At 61.7% G+C, this 19,223-nt stretch carries 15 protein-coding genes; 4 read left to right on the top strand and 11 right to left on the bottom strand.

All coding sequences use genetic code 11. From position 1 onward, the window contains the following. Positions 1-102 precede the first annotated feature (102 nt). Together A9K68_RS04005 and A9K68_RS04000 are read right to left on the bottom strand one after the other, a co-directional pair. On the bottom strand, positions 103-552 hold the full coding sequence (locus A9K68_RS04005; RefSeq protein WP_065006526.1) for a cyclic nucleotide-binding domain-containing protein: 450 nt from the start codon (positions 550-552) through the stop codon (positions 103-105). A 191-nt stretch (positions 553-743) separates the two neighbouring features. Next, positions 744-3,458 carry an ABC transporter ATP-binding protein gene (locus A9K68_RS04000; RefSeq protein WP_065006525.1) on the bottom strand — a complete coding sequence of 905 codons (2,715 nt, stop codon included), beginning with the start codon at positions 3,456-3,458 and terminating at the stop codon, positions 744-746. 455 nt (positions 3,459-3,913) lie between these two features. On the opposite strand from A9K68_RS04000, the gene A9K68_RS03990 reads away from it, so the two are divergent. Further along, positions 3,914-4,585, top strand: coding sequence for a class I SAM-dependent methyltransferase (locus A9K68_RS03990; protein ID WP_082982164.1), 672 nt, complete (start codon positions 3,914-3,916; stop codon positions 4,583-4,585). An 80-nt stretch (positions 4,586-4,665) separates the two neighbouring features. On the opposite strand, the gene A9K68_RS03985 is transcribed toward A9K68_RS03990, so the two are convergent. From A9K68_RS03985 to A9K68_RS03975, 3 genes are read right to left on the bottom strand one after another with little or no spacing between them, the layout of a single operon-like run. Beyond that, positions 4,666-5,838, bottom strand: coding sequence for a glycosyltransferase family protein (locus A9K68_RS03985; RefSeq protein WP_065006561.1), 1,173 nt, complete (start codon positions 5,836-5,838; stop codon positions 4,666-4,668). Next, positions 5,835-7,079, bottom strand: coding sequence for a glycosyltransferase (locus tag A9K68_RS03980; protein ID WP_065006522.1), 1,245 nt, complete (start codon positions 7,077-7,079; stop codon positions 5,835-5,837). Before A9K68_RS03980 ends, A9K68_RS03985 begins: the two co-directional genes overlap by 4 nt. Before the next feature lies 1 nt (position 7,080). Continuing rightward, the gene (locus tag A9K68_RS03975; RefSeq protein WP_065006521.1) at positions 7,081-8,295 is read right to left on the bottom strand and encodes a glycosyltransferase family protein; all 1,215 of its coding nucleotides are present in this window, start codon (positions 8,293-8,295) and stop codon (positions 7,081-7,083) included. A 1,029-nt stretch (positions 8,296-9,324) separates the two neighbouring features. On the opposite strand from A9K68_RS03975, the gene A9K68_RS03970 reads away from it, so the two are divergent. Then, the gene (locus A9K68_RS03970; protein ID WP_065006520.1) at positions 9,325-9,681 is read left to right on the top strand and encodes a hypothetical protein; all 357 of its coding nucleotides are present in this window, start codon (positions 9,325-9,327) and stop codon (positions 9,679-9,681) included. A 438-nt stretch (positions 9,682-10,119) separates the two neighbouring features. Here the strand turns inward: A9K68_RS03970 and A9K68_RS03965 are convergent, their stop codons facing one another. From A9K68_RS03965 to A9K68_RS03950, 4 genes are all read right to left on the bottom strand, one after another. Then, positions 10,120-11,211 carry a Gfo/Idh/MocA family oxidoreductase gene (locus A9K68_RS03965; RefSeq protein ID WP_065006519.1) on the bottom strand — a complete coding sequence of 364 codons (1,092 nt, stop codon included), beginning with the start codon at positions 11,209-11,211 and terminating at the stop codon, positions 10,120-10,122. Between the two features lie 68 nt (positions 11,212-11,279). Next, on the bottom strand, positions 11,280-12,446 hold the full coding sequence (locus A9K68_RS03960; protein WP_065006518.1) for an ABC transporter substrate-binding protein: 1,167 nt from the start codon (positions 12,444-12,446) through the stop codon (positions 11,280-11,282). A 133-nt stretch (positions 12,447-12,579) separates the two neighbouring features. Beyond that, complete coding sequence (locus tag A9K68_RS03955) at positions 12,580-13,440, bottom strand: ABC transporter permease (RefSeq protein ID WP_065006517.1); 861 nt, start codon at positions 13,438-13,440, stop codon at positions 12,580-12,582. Continuing rightward, complete coding sequence (locus tag A9K68_RS03950; protein WP_065006560.1) at positions 13,437-14,264, bottom strand: ABC transporter ATP-binding protein; 828 nt, start codon at positions 14,262-14,264, stop codon at positions 13,437-13,439. The genes A9K68_RS03955 and A9K68_RS03950 overlap by 4 nt, the downstream gene beginning before the upstream one ends. Before the next feature lie 272 nt (positions 14,265-14,536). Here A9K68_RS03950 and A9K68_RS03945 point away from each other — a divergent pair, with 272 nt between their 5' ends. After that, a complete protein-coding gene (locus A9K68_RS03945; protein WP_065006516.1) occupies positions 14,537-15,496 on the top strand; it encodes a MurR/RpiR family transcriptional regulator in 960 nt (319 codons plus the stop codon). An 83-nt stretch (positions 15,497-15,579) separates the two neighbouring features. Then, positions 15,580-17,361, top strand: a complete 1,782-nt coding sequence (locus tag A9K68_RS03940; RefSeq protein ID WP_065006515.1) for an NAD(P)/FAD-dependent oxidoreductase — start codon at positions 15,580-15,582, stop codon at positions 17,359-17,361. Positions 17,362-17,532: 171 nt separating this feature from the next. On the opposite strand, the gene A9K68_RS03935 is transcribed toward A9K68_RS03940, so the two are convergent. Beyond that, positions 17,533-18,768 carry an amidohydrolase/deacetylase family metallohydrolase gene (locus tag A9K68_RS03935; RefSeq protein ID WP_065006514.1) on the bottom strand — a complete coding sequence of 412 codons (1,236 nt, stop codon included), beginning with the start codon at positions 18,766-18,768 and terminating at the stop codon, positions 17,533-17,535. 28 nt (positions 18,769-18,796) lie between these two features. Further along, entirely contained in the window at positions 18,797-19,162 is a 366-nt protein-coding gene (locus tag A9K68_RS03930; RefSeq protein WP_065006513.1) for a RidA family protein, read from the bottom strand. Between the last annotated feature and the right edge of the window lie 61 nt (positions 19,163-19,223).

Here is a 19,223-nt window from a genome sequence, read left to right as displayed (position 1 = left end):
TAGCCAAACAACTGCTGCTAGGCGAGACAGGTTTTCTCCGGGTGACCTTCTCAGCAAGAGGCCGGTGCCATCACGACGGCGAGGATCGAGCGACGTCATCGGTTATTTGGCGCTTCGTGCGTCGATCAGATCCGCGGTCGTATGGCTTAGGCGATCGGCAAGAACCCGCAATATCTCGATGGTCATTTCCGGGAACTCCCTCATAAGCCTCAGGAAATGATCCTTGCGGATTCTCAAGGCTTCCAGCGGACTTGCCGCTCTGACGGTGGCAGTGCGGGAGCTGTTGCACAATATGGCGATCTCGCCAACAATCGAATTTGACTCCAGTTCGGCAACTTTTATTGGTCCGCTGTCGGAATCGACCAGAATATCCGCCCTGCCGGAAAGGATGACATAGGCGGCGTCTCCCTCGTCGCCCTGCCGGAAAAGGATCTGGCCGGCGCTGTAGCTCACACGATCGGATGTGAACGCAAGCAGCTTGAGCTTTGTCGGCTCTATGCCAGAGAACAAGGGAACGCGTTGCAGCATTCCAACCTCATCCTTGAGCAGCATTGTCGCAAACCTTCCCAAAATTCACGTCTGCGAGACTAGAACAACCGACACCCAGATGGAATCAATTCTGTTTCCGGATGGCGAGACGAACCACGCGAAAGGTGGCGAGCCCGATCAGGCGCAAACCTCAATCCGTTGACGTTGCAACAAGTTCCCACCGGCAGAATGATCCCATCTGAATGTCCAAAGCTCTATGACAGCAGTTCCTTAAAGATACCGCTTCCTGCCAAAAGTGTCTCGTGTGTTCCGTCTTCCACCAAACGACCCGAGTCGAAGACGACAACGCGATCGAACATCATCGCCATTGCCGGATTCGTCACGACCCACACAATTGCCGGCGAATAGCCGTCGCGTCTGGCTTCCTCGAGCACGTTTCGCAGCACCTTATCCTGCACGCGCTGGTCGAGCGCCGACAACGGCCGGTTGAGAATGAGAAAATCGGGACGCTTGATCAGGGCCCGGGCAACATCGAGCTTCTGTCGCTGTGCACCGGTCAGCCGCCTGCCACCGGAGCCGACGTTGAAGTCCAGGCCGACATCCAGAAGTTCGGCATAAAGCCCCAGTTCGTCAAGAATGTCATAGACGATGGAGCGTATCCGGTCCGGCGCGTCGGGATGGTTGGTGCCCACACGCCCGAAAAGGACATTGTCCATGACGGTAGCCGCGGCAATGTATTTGGCAGGATCATACCGCTCGACCGCATTTTGCAGCTCGGGCGGCAGATTTTCATAGAACCGGTTGCGTGCAGCGACGATCTTGCTCATGAGCTCGTCGCTCAGCAGGCCGAAGCGATGCCGGGGCTCGATATAGGTAAAGCTCAAGGTGATGATCATGGCGCGGTCGTTCTCCGAAACCGCCTCGTAGGGACGGTTCTTGAGCCGTTGCAGCAAGCTTTCGTAGGTGGGTATCTCCTCGGCGCTCATGAAGGCGAGCTGCTGGAAGAACGGGTGATCGGGCGGCAGGTCGGCGAACAGCTCGATCGCCTGTTCGGCGATCTCCATGCCCATTTCGTAGAACGTGCGGTCGAGGCCGGCTTGCTTCAGCACAGAAGCAAAATAGGGATTGGCCGCCAGAGCCCTGTCGGCCAGTTCGGGGCCGGCGGCAGCGCCGAAGAGCAGGTTTTGGCCGATCGTTGCTTCCTTGTTGTAAGCGCCCGGTTCGAAAGGAGCCACCAGTCCGCTCAGCCCTTCGTGTTCCAGCCGGGTTCGCAGCGCCGCACGCAGTTCGACGATCCGCCTGGCAAGCTCCGTGTGACGCGTCAGGTCGGCCGAAGAGCGCAAGCCAAGATCCAGAATGTCGCGCGACAGAACAACCGCGTCGAGCACCCGGCGCACGGCTTGGAAGAGGTCGTGCGGCCCGGTAGCGCCGGCGGAAGCATAGTTGATCCAGTCGCTGTGGATATCAAGCTCCGGATTGCCCGACCGGCGCGCCTCGTCGATGTTCCAGCGGCGCTGGTCTGCCGCAGCACCGTCATAAGTCATCGATGTCAGCGGCGCATGCTTCAACCCGTAGAGCAGGTTATCGCGGAGGCTTGCCTGGAACAGGAAAACATCCGACGAGGCATAGGACATGCGCCGGCCGGTCACTGCTTCGGGGAGTTCAAGCAGGTCGTCGGCACCCGAAGCGACCCTTCCACTATTCGGCCGGTTCAGCCGCGCGAAGGCTTCTGCAAGCGCCTCAGCTCCACCTGTTGTGGTGCTGACCAGCGCCACCGTCTCACCCGGCTTGATCTGGAGGGAGATACGGTTAAGGATCATCGCACCGCCTTCGTCTACCATGGACAGACTGATGGCCGACAGGGGGTTGGTCATCGGAGCGGGATCGTCGATCGTCAATGCCCCGATTCTCGGCGCAATGAGATCCTCAACGGTAAACTGTTCAACGACCTGCTGATATTTGACCTGGACATCCTGCCGCGCCTGATCCCAATCGATCAGTTCCTTCATCGGTCCGGGCAGGTCCTTGTAGGCGCCGATCACGGCCACGAGCTGGCCGACGTCCAGCCGCCCCTGGATGACCAGATACCCGCCGATCATGTAGAACAAAAAGGGCGTGACCTGCGCGAGAAAATTGTTGAGGAACTTCACCATGAATTTCCATTGGTAAAGATCGAAGCGGATCTTGAAGATGAGCCCGAGCCGGGCAGCTATGTCGGCGCGCTCGTAGTTTGATGTATCGTGGACGTGAACCGCGCCGATGCCGTCGACGATTTCGCCAACCCGGCCCGAAAGCGCGCGCGCCGTCAACTGCCGCTCGCGCCCGAGCACGATCAGCCGCCGCCGCATTCGCGGGATGAGCACGATCTGGATCGCCACGATCACGGCCGCTATAATTCCGAGCCAGACGTTCTGGACCATGATGAACACCATGGCCGTCAGCGCCTGGCCACCGAGCAGTACCGGCTGCACGAAGGCATCGCCGATGAAGCCGCCCAGCGGCTCCACCTCGTCCTTCACCATGGTCGCCACTTCGGCGGATTTCACCCGCTTGAAGTAAACCGGCGGAAACCGCAGCACACGATCGACCAGATCGAAACGGATACGCCGCAGCATGCGTTCGCCGAGGCGGCCCTTGTAGGTGTTGATGTAGAGTTTGAACAGGCCGTTGATGATTACTAGCAAGAGGAACACAACGCTCAGGGCAAACAGCGTCTCCTTGCGGTCGAGCTGAAAACCGGAGAAGAACTGGACCTCTCCAATGATCGGCAGGTTATAGTGTAGCCTCATGAATGGCTGGGTCGCGCCCGGTTGCTCGAAGCCGCCACCTTGGATCGGGCCGTTGACGATCAGCTTCGGCAGGTCGAAGGACATGAAATACGGGATCATCGAAAGCACGACGATCATCAATATCCAGAGCTGCTGCTTCTTGGTGTGCGTCCAGATATAGCGGGCTAGGCTGGGTTCCATATGCGACTGTGGACCCTTCAGTTGGAAGGATGCAGGATGTAAAAGCACCTGCTGGCGAATGGCGTATCGGCAATTTCGTCGCTAACGACAAGCTCGAAGCTGCAGTGCACGGAGATTGTCCTGCGCTCAACGATGGAAGGACCCTGCGAGGCGGCGCGATCCAGTTCCGGCGCATGGTCGATGACAACGCCATGGGCATTGCTGATCCGCGAAGAAAGCAACTGGCCGAACGGTTCGCGGCTTCCGTAGGGTTTTGGCGAATAGCCGAGCACGAGGCCGCAGCTGCGCCGCTGGTGCGGGCGGACGGACGCCGATGGTCCGGACAGATGCAAGCGGCTCTCTCCGGCACCGGGCAATGGCGAAGCGGCTTGCAGCATAATCACGTCCGCGGATCAAACAGCCTTGCGGGAGGCAAGATTGCGTCGCCCGAAATCCCAACATACAAGACGAATATGATGGATGTCACGCAACCACGCAATGCCGGCATGGGCTGGCACGAGCAAGCCTTGGACCTCACGCGGGGAATTGCTGCCTATGTCAACTGCCCTCTCGTGGCAGGGCTGGCGCGCGTCATCACCAAGCATCCGAAGGCCGATATCGCAAACGCCTTCAACCACAAGCAGGTCGCCTGCAAGATGTGGGCGCTCGACAGGCTGTTCGAAAGCTGCGGCGGCCGGTTCGGGCGCGTATGGGTTCTGGGTGGATGGTACGGCGTATTGCCGGCAATGCTTTTCAACGACGCCCGCTTCGACATCGCGGCGGTCGATAGCATCGACATCGATCCCGAAGTCGCGCCGGTCGCCCGGACCCTCAACCGGGAAGCCGGCGACCGGTTCCGCGCGCTGACGGCAGATATGTACGCACTCGACTATGCGGCCGGGCGGCCCGACCTGGTGGTCAATACGAGCTGCGAACACATAGCCGATCTGCGCGCCTGGCTTGCACTGCTTCCGCGGGGCACGACTGTACTGCTGCAATCGAACGATTATTTCAGCGAGCCGACGCACATCAACTGCGTGGCTTCACTTGGAGCCTTCGAAGCAATGGCGGCGCTACGGGAGGTGCGGTTCTCCGGCGAACTGCCGACAAAAAATTATACCCGCTTCATGCTGATTGGAACTGTTTGATGCATTTCGCCCAACAGTGCGTAGTGCGTCGCACGAACCTCGCCAGACGTGACGCGCGTTAGCATCTATCGTCTGTTTGATCATGAACTTTTCCGAAACCGGGCTCCACTTAGGGACCATGTTCGATACCGCTCGCGCAGGATTTGCGCCGAGCGATGCGCGCCTTCTAGATCAAGACGATGCGCGGCTGGCGTCGGTCCCACAAGCGCCTGTTCGATCGCCTGCGCCAAACCTTCAGGCGTTAGGTCCTTTTCCATCAGCACCGTTGCAAGACCGAGTTCTTCGAGCATGAGGCTGCGAACCGTCTGTTCGGTTTCGCCGCCGGCTGCAAATGGAACGAGCAGGGAGCGACAACCCGCGCGCAGGACATCGCAGACCGTGTTGTAACCCGCCTGCGAGACCGACAGGCGGGCGCCGGTGAGCAGGCTGGCGAAATCCTCGCGGAACCGGAAGATGGACAGGACCGGCGAGGCATCGCGTCCGATCGCGTCAAACTCGTCTTGCGGCAGGTTTGGGCCGGTGATCAAGCACCATTTCCAAGCGTTTTGGGCATTCCGCGCCGCTGCGATGGTGGAGCTGACAAGGCTCTTTCCGGCAGCCCCGCCGCCAACCGACACCAGAACGTCGAAGCGCTCGGAGGCGGCGGGCGATGGCGGCGCGGCAACGAGCCCTGTGTAGGTGACCTCGGCCCTGATCGCCTCAGCCAGTGGAAATGTCTTGTCGATGGTTGCGAAAGCCGGATCGCCGTGGACCATAACAAGGTCGAAATGCCTGTTGATGAGATCGACCGTTTCCTCGTTTCGGCCTGGCTTGACGCGCTCCTGAAGGATATCACGGACGGACGTCGCCAGCAGCGGTCTGGGCGACGCCGCGTCGATGGCCTCGATCAGCGGCAGGAGTTCGAAACGCATCTGCCGGCGTCCAAATGGAAACGCCTCGACAATGACGATATCAGGCCTGCAATCTCGGAATGCCTGCAGCAGCATCTCTGAACGCCATTTCTTGAAATCATCGTCGATGGGTTTGCCTTGCAGGTCGACAAGTCCGGAAAATCCTTCATCACCGGAGGTGACAGGCGGCAGGGTTACAGATTTTACACCCAATCCCGGAAACCCCGCGATCGGCGCTCCGCCGGTCACGACGGTTACGTCAAACCCGTCATCGACCAGAGCCGCCGCAATGCGGCTGGCGCGCGCGAGATGGCCGATACCGAGCAGGTGCTGGACATAGAAGAAAGCGCGCAGCCGCTTCATTCGGCGGCCCGCCACTCCCGCTCGAACAGTTCCTTGAGCTGTCCAATGCTTGCCATATGATCGAAATTGCCGCGCACGCGCCGCTCTGCGGCGTCGCCGAGGCGGGCGCGCAGCACGGGATCACGGATCAGGCGCTCCAGCGCCCGTGCCAGGGCAATTGGGTCTTCCGTCGGAACCAGCAGCCCGGTTTCATCCGGCGATAAAAGCTCCGGCACGCCGGAAATATCGGTCGACACGCAGGCAAGCCGCTGGCTAGCCGCCTCCACCAGAACATTCGGCAGACCGTCCCGGTCGCCATTTGCGGCGATCCTGCAGGCCAGGGCGAAGATGTCGGCGCAGCGGTAGTGCTCAAGCACCTCCTCCTGCGCAAGCGCGCCTTTCCAGGAGACGCGACCATCCAGGCCGAGCTTTTGCGCCAGCGCCTTGAACCGTTCCAGTTCCTCGCCGCCGCCGATATGCTCGAAACGCCAGGCCAAATCACCAGGCAAGAGGGCAAGGGCCTCCAGCAACGTATCGTAACCTTTCTTTTCAACGGCGCGCCCGACGCTCAGAACGATAACCGGTTCATCCGGCGCCGAGCCGTCATGCTGTTTTCGCGCCTCGCCGAAATCGCCGAAGCGATCAAGGTCGAGCCCATGATAGCTCAGATGCACAGACGAGTTGCCGTTAGCGAGTTTTTTCAGACGGTCGAAGCCGGCTTTTGTGCAAGTGACCGTCCAGCGCGCCGAGGAAAGCTTGCCAGCCAGATCCCAGTCCGCCGAAGTCCAGATGTCCTTGGCGTGGGCCGAGCAGCTCCAGGGCAGGCCACGAAGCTGGCTGGCATAGCGCGTCACCGATGCCGGTGTGTGCGCGAAATGTGCATGCAGCCAGCCCGCGCCTTCCGGCCATTCAGCGGCCAGCACGAGCGCTTGCCCGAAGCGGCGCGCGCGATTGCGCGTAAAGTCGCGGCGGATATCGGTACCAAGCGATCGGAGCGCGCGCCAGAAGCCCGGCCGCAGCAGATAAGCAAACAGCGAGCGAACCACGCGTAGCGGCTCTTCATGCAGATATTCCGGCAGATAATGGACGGGCGCTTTGATCTCGTCATGCACGGGGTGGCGTTTTGCGTCGGTCGGCCGCCTGAGCGAGACCAGTATCAGGTCGAACCCCGCACGCTCCAGACCGAGCAGTTCCTGCGCGATGAACGTTTCCGACAGCCGCGGATAGCCCTTCAGAACCACGACGATCTTGCGATGTTGCAACTCAGTTCATGCCTTCAATGACCGAAAGGTGATGGCCGCCCCGCCGGTCGAGCAGTTCCGCGACGATTTCGGAAATGTGAGGCAGCCCTTCCAGCGTCAGATGCGGATGGCTCTGCGATGGGCCGGGCCGGTCCGGCAGCACCTCCAGTGCATTGGCAAACCGCTGGGAATCCTCGGCTTCTTCCGGCAAAAGCATTTCGATGAGGCCGAGTTCGGCTGCGCGCCGTGCTCGGATCAGTTGTTCCTCGCGGGGCTTGACGCGCGGCACGATCAGCGCCGGCTTGTCGAACGACAGTATCTCGCAATAGGTGTTGTAACCGCCCATCGCCACGACCGCCTTGGCGCCGGCAATCAGCTCTTCCATGCGGTTGTCGAACTCGATGATCCTGATATAGGGGATCTTGGACCCCTTCTTGAGCAGCTTGTTGCGCTTGCGCGCCGGCATGTAAGGCCCAAGCACGATCAACGCCCTATGCTGCAATTGCGGATCCTGCTGATAGGCATCGATGACGCTGTGGATCAGATCGGCGCCGTCACCGCCGCCACCGGTGGTAACGAGGATATAGTCGCCCTCGGGCCGGTGGCCGGGCAACTCGTTCTTCTGCAGGCTCCGTTGCAGGAAACCGACGAACTTCATCTTTGCCCTGATAGCCGGCGGCACCTCCAGGCCGGTCAACGGATCGTAGAAATCCGGCGGACCATAGGCCCAGATCTTGTCATAGAACAGGCCTATCTTGCGCATCACATCCCTGCGTGCCCACTCTGCTTCGAGCAGATGCGGCGCGTCCATCACCTCGCGCAGGCCAAGCACGAGCGTGGTGCCCCGCGTCTTGAGGTAGGACAGCGTGTCCTCGATCTCACCGCGCAGGCCGAGCGGTTCCTTGTCGACGATGAAGATATCCGGCCGGAAGGTCTCGGCTGTATGGCGGATGATCGACTGGCGCATCCTTAGCGTCTCATGCAGATCGATATCCTTTTCCAGCGAGGTGTATTCGCCGTTGCGCAACTTGATGACGCTGGGGATCTTCACGAAGTCGACACGGGCGCGGTAGTCGAAGGCGCCAGCGATAGTCGCACCCGAAATGATAAGCACCTGAAGACCGCGGAAATCCTCGACCAGCGAATGCGCGATCGTCCGGCAGCGCTGCAAGTGGCCGAGCCCGAACGTGTCGTGGCTGTACATGAGAATTCGAGCGTTTTGTACGTGCTGGGTCATTGTTGAACGTCTTTTAGAATTCTCGGCTTGAGGACCGTGGACGACCCCGCACGAAACCATCCTCGCGGGTCTACCGACCTGTTTTGAAACATGAGGGCGCAATTTTCAATTCGTATTACCCAAGAGGGTCCATATGCTGAAGCCAGGAAGCTGCGTCTGCTCAGCTGCCCGCTTGCCACGTGGTCCAGAAGAACCTGCATCATTTCATTGGTATTGATCATCTCGGATTCTGGTAGCGGAAATTCGGATAGGGCGGCGTTGGCAGAAATTGACGTTTTCAAGGTTGGGTCGAGCGTTCGAATCACTTCATCCGCTCCAGTTTCCTTCCGGGGTATGCTCGAGAGGAATGGCTTCGCTCCTACCTTGGAATCGGGTCACAAGGAAGCGCCAGCGAGCTAAAGCCAGCGCATCCAATTGTGCAATGTCGATTCGTTCCTAACAAGCATGCGGACCGGCAGCCCTTTTTTCTAAAAGAGCACAGCTGCTCGCTTTGTGCTGCCAAGCAGCGGCGGTCGCTACTACTGAGCCTCTTTTGGCTTGGCTACGAGTTTCTCGACCAGCCGCCGGAGCTCGGAAGAGGTAGTGTGCCCGGCAACAACCAGGGAGCGGAGCGTTTGACTTTAAGGTTGGAGCGACCGGAAGATCTGAATGCTCGGGGGCCGATCAGCTCCAGCATACTCATCCAAGGTTGGGGTCGAGCATTCGAATCGCTTCACCCGCTCCAGTTTCCTTCCAGGAATCAAGCATCGAAAAGCCGCGGTTCGCCGCGGCTTTTTCGTTTTGGCGGCAGCACGGCATCACCCAGAAGACGGAGCGAGCTTGTCCTTGCCAGCTGCCCGTGGCCAGCAGGCGCTTTGTTCGCCGCGCCAAATACGTCCCCAAGTAGAGTCTAGGACCTTTGCCTTTCAATTTCGGACCAAGGTCCCTTGCGGACAGGTGGATTTAAGTCAAACTGGCCGATAGTGGACCTTTCATATTAGAGAGTCCTCATATTCTTTCCTGGCGGGAGGGCGGCTCGAAGGAGGAATTATGAAAACTCGAACCAGTCTGTTCGCAACGGTCGCCGCTCTCGCCCTTGTCGCGTCTCCAGTCCTCGCCGGACCCGGCGGCAATGGCGGCGGGAAGGGTAACGGCGCAAGCAACGGCAATGGCGGAAATTCGGCTGGGGCTGGATCGCAGGGACACGGAGCCGCAACGTCTGCGGCGGCCAAGGACAAGTCCACTCGGGGAATTGCCCATGCGATGGCTGTCGTTTCTACGACGCCGGCCTCACCGCAGGCCACCCTGTCCTTGCAGGCAGCCTTGGACAAGTTCCTGGCAAGAAAGGCTGATCCGGCAGAGACTTCCGACGACACCTCCGGCGAAATTCCTGACGCGGCCGAATAATATTGCAAATCATGCGCTGCTCGGCGGCACATCGCCCTGTCGAGATTCTTAGCCAGTTGGCAGGCTCCTTCATCTGTTCGGCCGATGCCATGGGTGAAGGAAAAGCCGACATTTGAGTCCGATCCTAAGGGATCCCTGGAACGGTCCTGCCCCTACAGACTGTCCAGAGAGCACCACCGGCTTCGGGCCGGTGGTGCGTTTTTGCGTGGGCGCTCAATTGGCCACTAACCGTGGCCGTTTCCACTCCGCAACGCCAGAGATTGGGGAAATCCTTAGCGAAGGCGTTCTTCTCCCCGTCACTATACGGGGAGAAGTGCCCGGCAGGGCGATGAGGGGCGGCGCCAGGATCGGCCCTTAAACGCTCAACACGGGGTCGCTCATTCGTCTGAGGCGACTGGCCTTGCTGGCATCTCTTCTTCGAGCCCGCAGCCGAACATCTTACCCCAACTCGACGGTCCGCCCTTCCGCAATGCTCTGCTCGGCGGCAAGCACGATGCGCAAGCTGTTGACCGCGGCATCCATTTGCTCGGTCAGATCAAGATCCTCGCGGATGGCGCGCAGGAAGAATGCCTGCTCGCGGTCGCAAAGCTCCTGGTGGCCGGGCTCGTCCTCCATGCTGACGATCTCGTCGGGCTTCTTGAAATTCTTGTCGACGTCGACCTCGGCATAGTGGATCTTGAGCGCGTCGGTCTTGGTGTGTCGGTCGATATCGGCTGAGTTCGACACCTCGGCGAGTTCAGCTGCACTGCTTGCCGTCTGACCGGCGACGATCGAGACCGCGCCCCTCGGGCCGATCACGTCCTTCACAAAATAGGCCGTCTCGCTCATCATCGGCCCCCAGCCCGCCTCATACCAGCCGACCGAACCGTCATCGAAGGTGACGTGCAGATGGCCATAATTCTGCTTGGCGGCATCGGCCCACAATTTCGCGCCGATGCCGTGAACGCGGACCGGTTTGGCGCCGGTCAACTGGCACATCACATCGACATAGTGCACGCCGCAATCGACAATCGGGATCAGCGAATCGATCAGGTTCTTGTGCCAGTGCCAGGCGCTGCCGCTGCTCTGCTGGTTGAGGTTGAGGCGCATGACCAGCGGCTTGCCGAGCGTCTTGCCGACCTCGATGAACTTGATCCATGACGGGTGGACGCGCAGGATATAACCGAGCACCAGTTTGCGGTTCTTGGCGCGGGCCGCAGCGACGACCTTTTCGGCGTCTTCGATATTGGTGGCGAGCGGCTTTTCCATGAACACGTGGCAGCCCGCGGCAATCGCCTTCAGCGCATATTCGGCATGCGTGTTGGGCCAGCTGTTGATGGAAACGGCATCCGGCCTGGTCTCGTTCAGCGCCTGGTCGAAATCCTCGTAGAGCGGATAGCCGGCTAATTCCGCCGGGATCTTTGTGTTGCTCTTGATCGTGCGGCTCATGATGCCGACGATCTCAAAACCGTCGAGCCTGTGATAGGCGCTGGCATGCGACGCGCCCATATTGCCGAGACCAATCACCAGCACTTTCACCTTGTCGGTCAAAGCCACCTCCCTTTTTTGATTTGGTTGGGGCGGCGACCCAGTCGCCGCCCATATCGTCACCAAGTGCCCTACTTGACCGCTGAGTCGAACAGATGCGCCTTGATCTTCTCGACGTCGAGCGCAGCAAAGCCCTCCGACAGCTTGGTGCCGTCGGCATCGACCTTGACCTTGGCCTTGTCGAAATCATTGGCCGGGCCGATCAGTTCGTTGGTGCAGACGTCCTCGGCCTTCACCGGGTTGGTGATCTGGCCGATCTTGTGGATCTGGTCGAAGAAGCCCTGCCAGCTCGCCATGTCGTGCGAACCCCAGCCTTCGCGCTTATCCATGTCGCCACGGAAGACGTTGATCTGCTGCAGGATCGAGGTGGTGCCGAGCTCAGGCCCGAGATTCTTGGCCAGCGTCGGGAACTGCTCGAACACCGCTTCGACGGCCGCGCGCGGATTCTGGTAGCCGAATTCCAGGCCCATCGCCCAGCCGCGCAGGTATTTCTCCAGGAACGCCTTGCGGTCGGGATCATCGAGATCGGCCGACCGCACGACGAAAGTGTTCGCCGGCAGCTTCGAGTTCTGCACGCCGAGCCAGTATTCGAAGTCGAGGTTCTTGGCGATCCATTCGGCCCGCAGACCTTCCCACGACAGCGCCGCATCGCCTTGGCCGCCGGCCAGTGCGGTGCCCCAGGTCGGCCAGCCGGCCTCGACATACTTGACTTTCTTGATGTCGACGCCTTGCGAGGCCAGCAGCGGATCGGTGATCGACTGCCATGCGGCGGAGCCGAGCAGGATAGTCTTGCCCTCGAGCGTCTTCAGGTCGTTCGTTCCCTCGCCCTTGCGGAAGGCGAAGCTGAACGTGTCGCGCGCCCCCATGTGAAACACGGATTTGAGCTTCATGCCGTTCTGGATGGCGAAGGAGAAGACGCCGGGCGAGGGAAAGCCCATGTCTGCCTGGCCGACATCGACGAACTTCACCGTCGCGGTGCCGTCCGACGGGCCCGGCTGCATGTCGGTGTCGAGGTCGCCGAAATAGCCTGCCTTCTTGGCCGCCCAATAGGGATAGTCGTCGAGCACTTCGAGCGTGCCGCGCGGCGAAATCCAGGTGAACTTGCCGTATGGCTCGGCTTGTGCCCTGAACGCCGAGGCGCCGAGCGCGGTGGCGGTCACCACGCCTGCTCCGGTGACTTGCAGAAAATAGCGGCGGCTGATCCCCGCCTTGAAACCGATGTGACTTTCCTTGGTCATGGCATTTCCCCTTTTTTGTTGGCCGGTAGTTCTCTCGCCCGCCTCCCAGGCGCCATCATTGCCCCGCGCGCTAAGTCCTCGTTTTATGCATGTCGTTATTCCAAAATTGCGGCGCACTTTTGGGCGACATGCCCTACGCCTCCCAGCTCGCCCACTTCTTGCCGATCAGAAAGAACAGCACGTAGATCAGGATGCCGAGGGTCGAGAGGATCAGAACTACCGCGAAGAATTGCGGCATCTGGATCATCGACGAATAGGTGGTCAGCCGGTTGCCGAGGCCGAAGCCGCCGCCGACCATCTCGGCGCCGACCGCGGTCAGCAGCCCAAAGATCGCGCCGATCATCAGGCCAACAAGGATCATCGGCAGCGCCATCGGCGCGCGGATCTTCCAGAATATCTGCAAGGTGCTGGCGCCATAGGAACGCGCCAGCGCGATCTTGGCGCTGTCGACGCGGCGAAAGCCCGTCGCCGCATTGATCATCACCATCGGCCCGGCGGCAAGCGCGACCGCGATGATGCGCGGCGTGTAACCGAAGCCGAAGCGCAGGATAAGAAGCGGCACCAGCGCCAGCATCGGCGTGGTGACCAGGATCAGGATGTAGGGCGCGACGATCTTTTCGGCGAACGGGAATTGCGTGATCACCGCGGCCATCACCAAGCCGATAATGGCGCCGATCGAGAAGCCGGAGACCAGCTCGACCAGCGTGTAGCCGAGATGCGGCGCGATCAGCGGGAACTCGTCGTACAGCGCGTAGGCGATCGCGCTTGGCCCCGGCATGATGTAGTGCGGCACATTGAACAGCCGCAGCGCCAGCTCGATGCCGCCGATGATGACCACCGCGACAGCGATGATGGCCGCGACCTCGGCGCCCGACCTGATGCCGGGCCCGCTGGCAAACGCCGAAAGATTGGTCAGGCTGACGTCGTGACCTTCGCCGGCCTTGGCGCCTGCCTTGGTTTTGGAGAATTCCGGTATGGCGTCGCCTCCGCTCACGGCCTGATCCTCACAATTTCTGCGGTGCCGCGCTCCCGCGCCTTCGGTCGTACGCGTTCGCCGACGATGTCCATCTTGATCGTGTTGGTGAGATCGAAGATTTCTTTTGTCGCCATGATCTCCAGCGAGCGCGGGCGTGCAAACGGCACGCGGTATTCCTGGGCGACGCGCCCCGGCCGCGCGCTCAGCACCACCACTCTGTCGGACAGGAAGATCGCCTCCTCGATGCTGTGGGTGATGAAGACGATGGTGGTTTTGGTGTCGAGCCAGATCTCCTCGACGAGACGGTTCATCTCTTCGCGGGTGAAACTGTCGAGTGCACCGAACGGCTCGTCCATCAAAAGCACCGAGGGCTTCAGCGCCAGCGCCCGCACGATTGCCGCTCGCTGCTGCATGCCGCCCGAAAGCTCGCGCGGAAACTTGCCGCCGAAGCCGTCGAGCCCAACACGATTGACGAGGTGGGCGATCCAGGCGCGATCCGGCTTCTCGCCCTTGATCTCGAAGGGAAAATGGATGTTGGCGTCAAGATTGCGCCAGGGCAGCAGGTTTGCCTCCTGGAAGACGATGCCGATATCCGGATGCGGCCCGGTGATCTCTCTGCCGTCGAGCCGGATTGTCCCACTGGACAGGCGATGCAGGCCGGACATCGACCACAAAAGCGTGGTCTTGCCGCAGCCGGAGGGGCCGACGATCGAGACGATCTCATTGGCGTGAACGTCGAGGCTGCAGCGATCCAGCGCCAGGAGGTCGCCGGAAGCCATATGATAGATCTTGGTCGCGGCCTGCACGCCAAGCTTCGGGGTTTTTGCACTGCCCGCGTTCATGCGCCCCTCGCAGGTTGCGCGATGATCCATTGGGTCATTCGTCGCAAAAATCAGTCTGTAACTATCCTACTTTACTGTCAAGCGGCGACCGCTGCTCTAGTCAGAGAGATCGTTTGTACCACGGTTACATCATTGTTTGGATTGCCTTTTCTATTTCTTGAAAAGCTTGTTGCTTTCCTACATACTTCGGGACACCGACCGCGTGAGGCGAAGCAGGCAAGCGGTGCGCAAACATGGTAGAGGTCGACTTCCACGAACGGCAGGGATGACTCATGACCGAAGCTGACGGCCAGGGGCGGCCGACCTCGGACGGCGACCCGGATGGGCGCGATCCAGATGGGCGCGATCATGTCAGGCGCATCCCCGACATCATTTCGCTGGTCAAGGACTCTTACGGTGAATTGCGCCCGGCTGAGCGGCGCGTCGCCGATGTCGTGCTCGACGACGTCAGGTTCGCGGTCGACGCCTCCAATGCCGTGCTCGCCCAGCGCGCCCAGGTCAGCGAACCCACGGTGACCCGGTTCTGCCGCGCCATCGGCTGCGAGGGCGTGCGCGACTTCAAGCTGAAGCTGGCGCAAAGCCTCGTCGTCGGCGCGCTCTATCTGAGCAAGCCGCCGCCCACCAGCAGCGACAATGGCATGCCGTTCTGGAATGCGGTGTTCGGCGAGGCCCGCCGGGCGTTGCAGGAGGCCGAACGGCAGCTTGATCCGGCGCAGCTGGTGAAGGCCGCCGAGCTCATCGCTAAGGCGCGCCAGGTCACGGTCTTCGGCCTTGGCGGCAGCTCGTCGGCGCTGGCGCAGGAAACCCAGTACCGGCTGTTCCGCTACGGCATCACCGTCAGCGCCCAATGCGATCCGTATCTGATGCGGATGACCGCCTCGACCTTGAAGCCCAGCGATCTGGTGATCGCCATCTCGGCTACGGGACGCACGCGCGAAGTGATCGAGGCCGTCGAGCTCGCCAAGCATTACCGCGCCAACGCGATCGGCGTGACCGCGCCCGACACCGACCTTGCCCGCGCCTGCGACGTCAGGCTGACGGTAGCGGTTCCCGAATATCCCGACACGCTGAAGCCGACCGCCTCGCGTTTTGCTTTCCTCGCCGCGATCGACCTGATGGCCGTGGCGGCCGCCTACAAGCTCGACGGCTCGGCCCGCGAAACGGCCCGCCGCATCAAATACAACGCCCAGATCCACAGGACGGGCAAGGAGATGGAACCGCTGGGGGATTGAGGGGCGCGGCTTCTCCTTTTCCCCTTGTTGTGGAAGAAGGAAAGGCGCGGCGGCGCCGACTTGGAAAGGTAGAAGGACCACAAATGCTCGACATGGCACCATCGAAACAGGCGGCCACCTGGTTTTCCTCCCTCGCCCGGTCGCTCGACGCGGGCGATGCCGAGGCCGCGGTCAATCTGTTCGTCGAGGACTGCTACTGGCGCGATCTGCTGACCTTCACCTGGAACATCAAGACGATGGAAGGCCGTGCGGCGGTCCGCGACATGCTGGAAGCCACGCTTTCGAGGACAAAGCCGACAGCCTGGCAGCTTAGTGGCGCGGCGAGCTCCGACGAAGGCATCGTCGAGGCCTGGTTCACCTTCGAGACATCATCGGCGTGGGGCCAAGGCATCATGCGCCTGCAGGACGGCCGATGCCGAACGCTGTTCACGGCGATGAGCGACCTCAAGGGCTTTGAGGAGCGCAAAGGGCCGGCGCGGCCTTTGGGTGTACGCCACAAGGCCGACCCGGACCGCGAGACTTGGGCAGAGGCGAGAGCGCGCGAGGCGCGTGATCTCGGCGCCATTGAGCAGCCCTACTGTCTGGTCATCGGCGGCGGCCAGGGCGGCATCATGCTGGGGGCACGGCTCAGGCAGCTCGGCGTGCCGGCCGTCATCATCGAGAAGAATGCGCGGGCCGGCGATTCCTGGCGCAACCGCTATCGCTCGCTCGTGCTGCACGACCCGGTCTGGTACGACCATCTGCCCTACATCCCGTTTCCGGAAAACTGGCCGGTGTTCACGCCCAAGGACAAGATGGGCGACTGGCTGGAAATGTACACGCGCGTCATGGAGCTCAATTACTGGACCTCTACGAAATGCGTCAGCGCCAGCTATGACGAGGCCGAAAAGGTCTGGACGGTCGAGGTCGATCGCGCCGGCGAGCGCATCACGCTGAAGCCGAAGCACATTGTCTTCGCAACCGGCGCCTATGGCCCACCGAGGCAGATCGACCTCCCCGGCGCCGATGTTTTCCAGGGCGAGGTCCTGCACTCCAGCCAGTATTCCAGCGGCGAGAATTTCCGGGGCAGACGCGTCGCGGTCCTCGGCGCGGCGAGTTCGGGGCACGATGTCGCGGTCGACCTCTGGGAAAGCGGTGCTGAGGTCACCATGATCCAGCGCTCGCCGACGACGGTGGTCAAATCAGACACGCTGATGGAGGTCGGGTTCGAGATCTTTTCGGAAAAAGCGCTAGCGCGCGGCATCACCACCGAAAAAGCGGACATGATCGTCGCCTCGACGCCGTTCGCGCTGCTGCCGCAAAACCAGCGGGCGCTCTACGACATCATCAAGGCGCGCGACGCGGCCTTCTACGACCGCTTACGCAACGCCGGCTTCGCCATCGATTTCGGCGACGACGAGACCGGGCTGCTGATGAAGGCCTACCGCACCGGCTCGGGGTATTACATCGACGTCGGCGCTTCCGATCTGATCATCGACGGCGAGATCGGCATCCGCAGTGGCGTCGAGATCAAGTCGCTGACGCCGACAGGCATCCTGTTCGACGACGGCACCGAACTGGCGGCCGATGCGGTCATCTCCTGCACCGGCTATCAATCGATGAACGAGACCGTGGCGGCGATCGTCTCGCGCCAGGTCGCCGACAAGGTCGGGCCGTGCTGGGGGATTGGCTCGGGCGTGAAAGGCGACCCCGGACCATGGCAAGGCGAATTGCGCAACATGTGGAAGCCGACGGCGCAGGAAGCGCTATGGTTCCACGGCGGCAATTTGGCGCTATCGCGCTTCTATTCGAAGTTCGTCGCGCTGCAGATCAAGGCGCGGATGGAAGGAGTTCCGACGCCGGTTTATGGGGCGTCGGGGCGGTAGCTCCAGGCCTTCCCTTCTCCCCTTGTGGGAGAAGGTGGATTGGCGCGCAGCACCAAGACGGTTGAGGGGTGCTGGACGGAATGAGGCGCTGGTGCTCTCTGGAACATCCCTCATCCGTCGCCTTCGGCGACACCTTCTCCCACAAGGGGGAGAAGGGGAGAGCGCACAGCCTCACCCGTGCCCATGCCCGAAATGCCTGGCCACGACATCGACATGCGTGTCGTGGGCATGTGCTTCGAAGCGCTCGATATCGCTCAGATCGTCCACGGCCTCGTTCGGCCACCAGGTGCCGCCGACCACGATACCATCCGAGACCAGCCTCTGCTCGGCGATCAGCGACGCGCCGACGGCGTCGACAAAGGTGAAGCGGCCCGGACGCAGCCGCAGCACTGCGACGTCGCCGATGGCACCGACCGCCAGCGTGCCAAGCTCGGGCCTTGCGATCGCCTCGGCCGGCCGCTGCGTTGCGGCGCGCAGCACCTCGACGAGCGGCATGCCGAGCGCCAGCAGTTTTGACATGCAGACCAGAATGTCGAAGGCGGGACCGTCGACGCAGTAGAGATGCACGTCGCTGCTGATCACATCCGGCGCCAGCCCCTCGCCGAGCATCGCCTTGGCGACCTCGAAGTCGAATGAGCCCATGCCGTGGCCGATATCGAAGATGACGCCGCGCTCGCGCGCCAGCCGCATGTCGGGCCGCACCGCGCCGGAGGCGAAGATCGGCGCGTTGGGAAACGGCCGGAAGCAGTGGGTGAGGATGTCGCCCTTGCGCAGCCGCGGCAGCACTTCCGAGCGGCCCGGCGGCGGCTCGTCGATATGCGCCATCAGCGGCAGGCCGGCCTGGTCGGCGGCCTCGAGCGCCAGATCGACCGGCGCGATGCCGCTGCTGCCGCCGGCATGGCGACCCGAGCGGACTTTTACGCCGACGATCACGTCTGCGTGCTCGCGCACCGCCGCCACCGTCTCGCGCGGTTCGCAGAGTCGGAGATCGCTGCACTCGCCGACCGAAACGGTCTGCGAGAAGCCGAAAATGCCGGCAAAGGAAATGTTGACATAGGCCAGGATGCGGACCTTCGAGCGCTCGATGACATGGCGGCGAAAGCCGAGAAAGTTGCCGGCGCCAGCACTTCCGGCATCGATGAAGGTGGTGGTGCCGCTTTTTGCGGCGAGGCGGTCGGCATCGACGCCAAGCGAAGTGCCGCCCCAATAGACGTGGCTGTGCAGGTCGATGAGGCCGGGCGCGACGATGGAACCGGTGGCGTCGATGACGCGTGCGGCACGCTCGAACGGGATGTCGGAATCGATCGCGGCGATGCGGCCACCGGCGATGGCCAGATCGCGTTGCGCGTCGAGGCCGGACGCCGGATCGATAAGGCGGCCGCCCTTCAGGAGAAGATCAAATTGCATCGGCGTCCGGCTCCGTTCCCGTTTTTCGTCAAATCGGTCTGTAGGCGACAGCCTCGACCTCGATCTTGATGTCGATCATCAGCCGTGACTCGACCGTGGTGCGGGCCGGCGGATCCTTTGGGAAATGCCTGGCATAGACGGCATTGAAAGCGCTGAAGTCGCGCGCGTCCTCGAGCCAGACTGTCGTCTTGACCACGTCGTCCATGCTGCAGCCGGCCAGCGCCAGCGCCGCCTTGACGTTCGAAAGCACCTGCTCGGTCTGCTCGGCGATGCCGCCCATAACCACGGTGCCGTCGCTGCCGACCGGCACCTGGCCGGAGACATAGACCATGTCGCCGGCCCGGACCGCCGGCGACAGCGGCACGTGGGAAGTTCCAAAACACTGCTTGGGCAAGGAAAGTCTCCTGTTCAAAACATTGGCGGCAATCGCCGGAGAGTCCGCGCGGTTCGGCTCT

The sequence above is a fragment of the Mesorhizobium sp. AA22 genome (genome assembly GCF_001672375.2).
Lineage (GTDB): Bacteria > Pseudomonadota > Alphaproteobacteria > Rhizobiales > Rhizobiaceae > Mesorhizobium > Mesorhizobium wenxiniae.
This window is presented reverse-complemented; position numbering and strand designations above follow the sequence as displayed.

Coding starts and splice junctions, on each gene's coding strand:
- A9K68_RS03935 (WP_065006514.1), bottom strand. CDS start 18,768: ATGCAATTTGATCTTCTCCTGAAGGGCGGCCGCCTTATCGATCCGGCG.
- A9K68_RS03940 (WP_065006515.1), top strand. CDS start 15,580: ATGCTCGACATGGCACCATCGAAACAGGCGGCCACCTGGTTTTCCTCC.
- A9K68_RS03950 (WP_065006560.1), bottom strand. CDS start 14,264: ATGAACGCGGGCAGTGCAAAAACCCCGAAGCTTGGCGTGCAGGCCGCG.
- A9K68_RS04000 (WP_065006525.1), bottom strand. CDS start 3,458: ATGGAACCCAGCCTAGCCCGCTATATCTGGACGCACACCAAGAAGCAG.
- A9K68_RS03975 (WP_065006521.1), bottom strand. CDS start 8,295: ATGACCCAGCACGTACAAAACGCTCGAATTCTCATGTACAGCCACGAC.
- A9K68_RS03985 (WP_065006561.1), bottom strand. CDS start 5,838: ATGAAGCGGCTGCGCGCTTTCTTCTATGTCCAGCACCTGCTCGGTATC.
- A9K68_RS03960 (WP_065006518.1), bottom strand. CDS start 12,446: ATGACCAAGGAAAGTCACATCGGTTTCAAGGCGGGGATCAGCCGCCGC.
- A9K68_RS04005 (WP_065006526.1), bottom strand. CDS start 552: ATGCTGCTCAAGGATGAGGTTGGAATGCTGCAACGCGTTCCCTTGTTC.
- A9K68_RS03990 (WP_082982164.1), top strand. CDS start 3,914: ATGGATGTCACGCAACCACGCAATGCCGGCATGGGCTGGCACGAGCAA.
- A9K68_RS03945 (WP_065006516.1), top strand. CDS start 14,537: ATGACCGAAGCTGACGGCCAGGGGCGGCCGACCTCGGACGGCGACCCG.
- A9K68_RS03970 (WP_065006520.1), top strand. CDS start 9,325: ATGAAAACTCGAACCAGTCTGTTCGCAACGGTCGCCGCTCTCGCCCTT.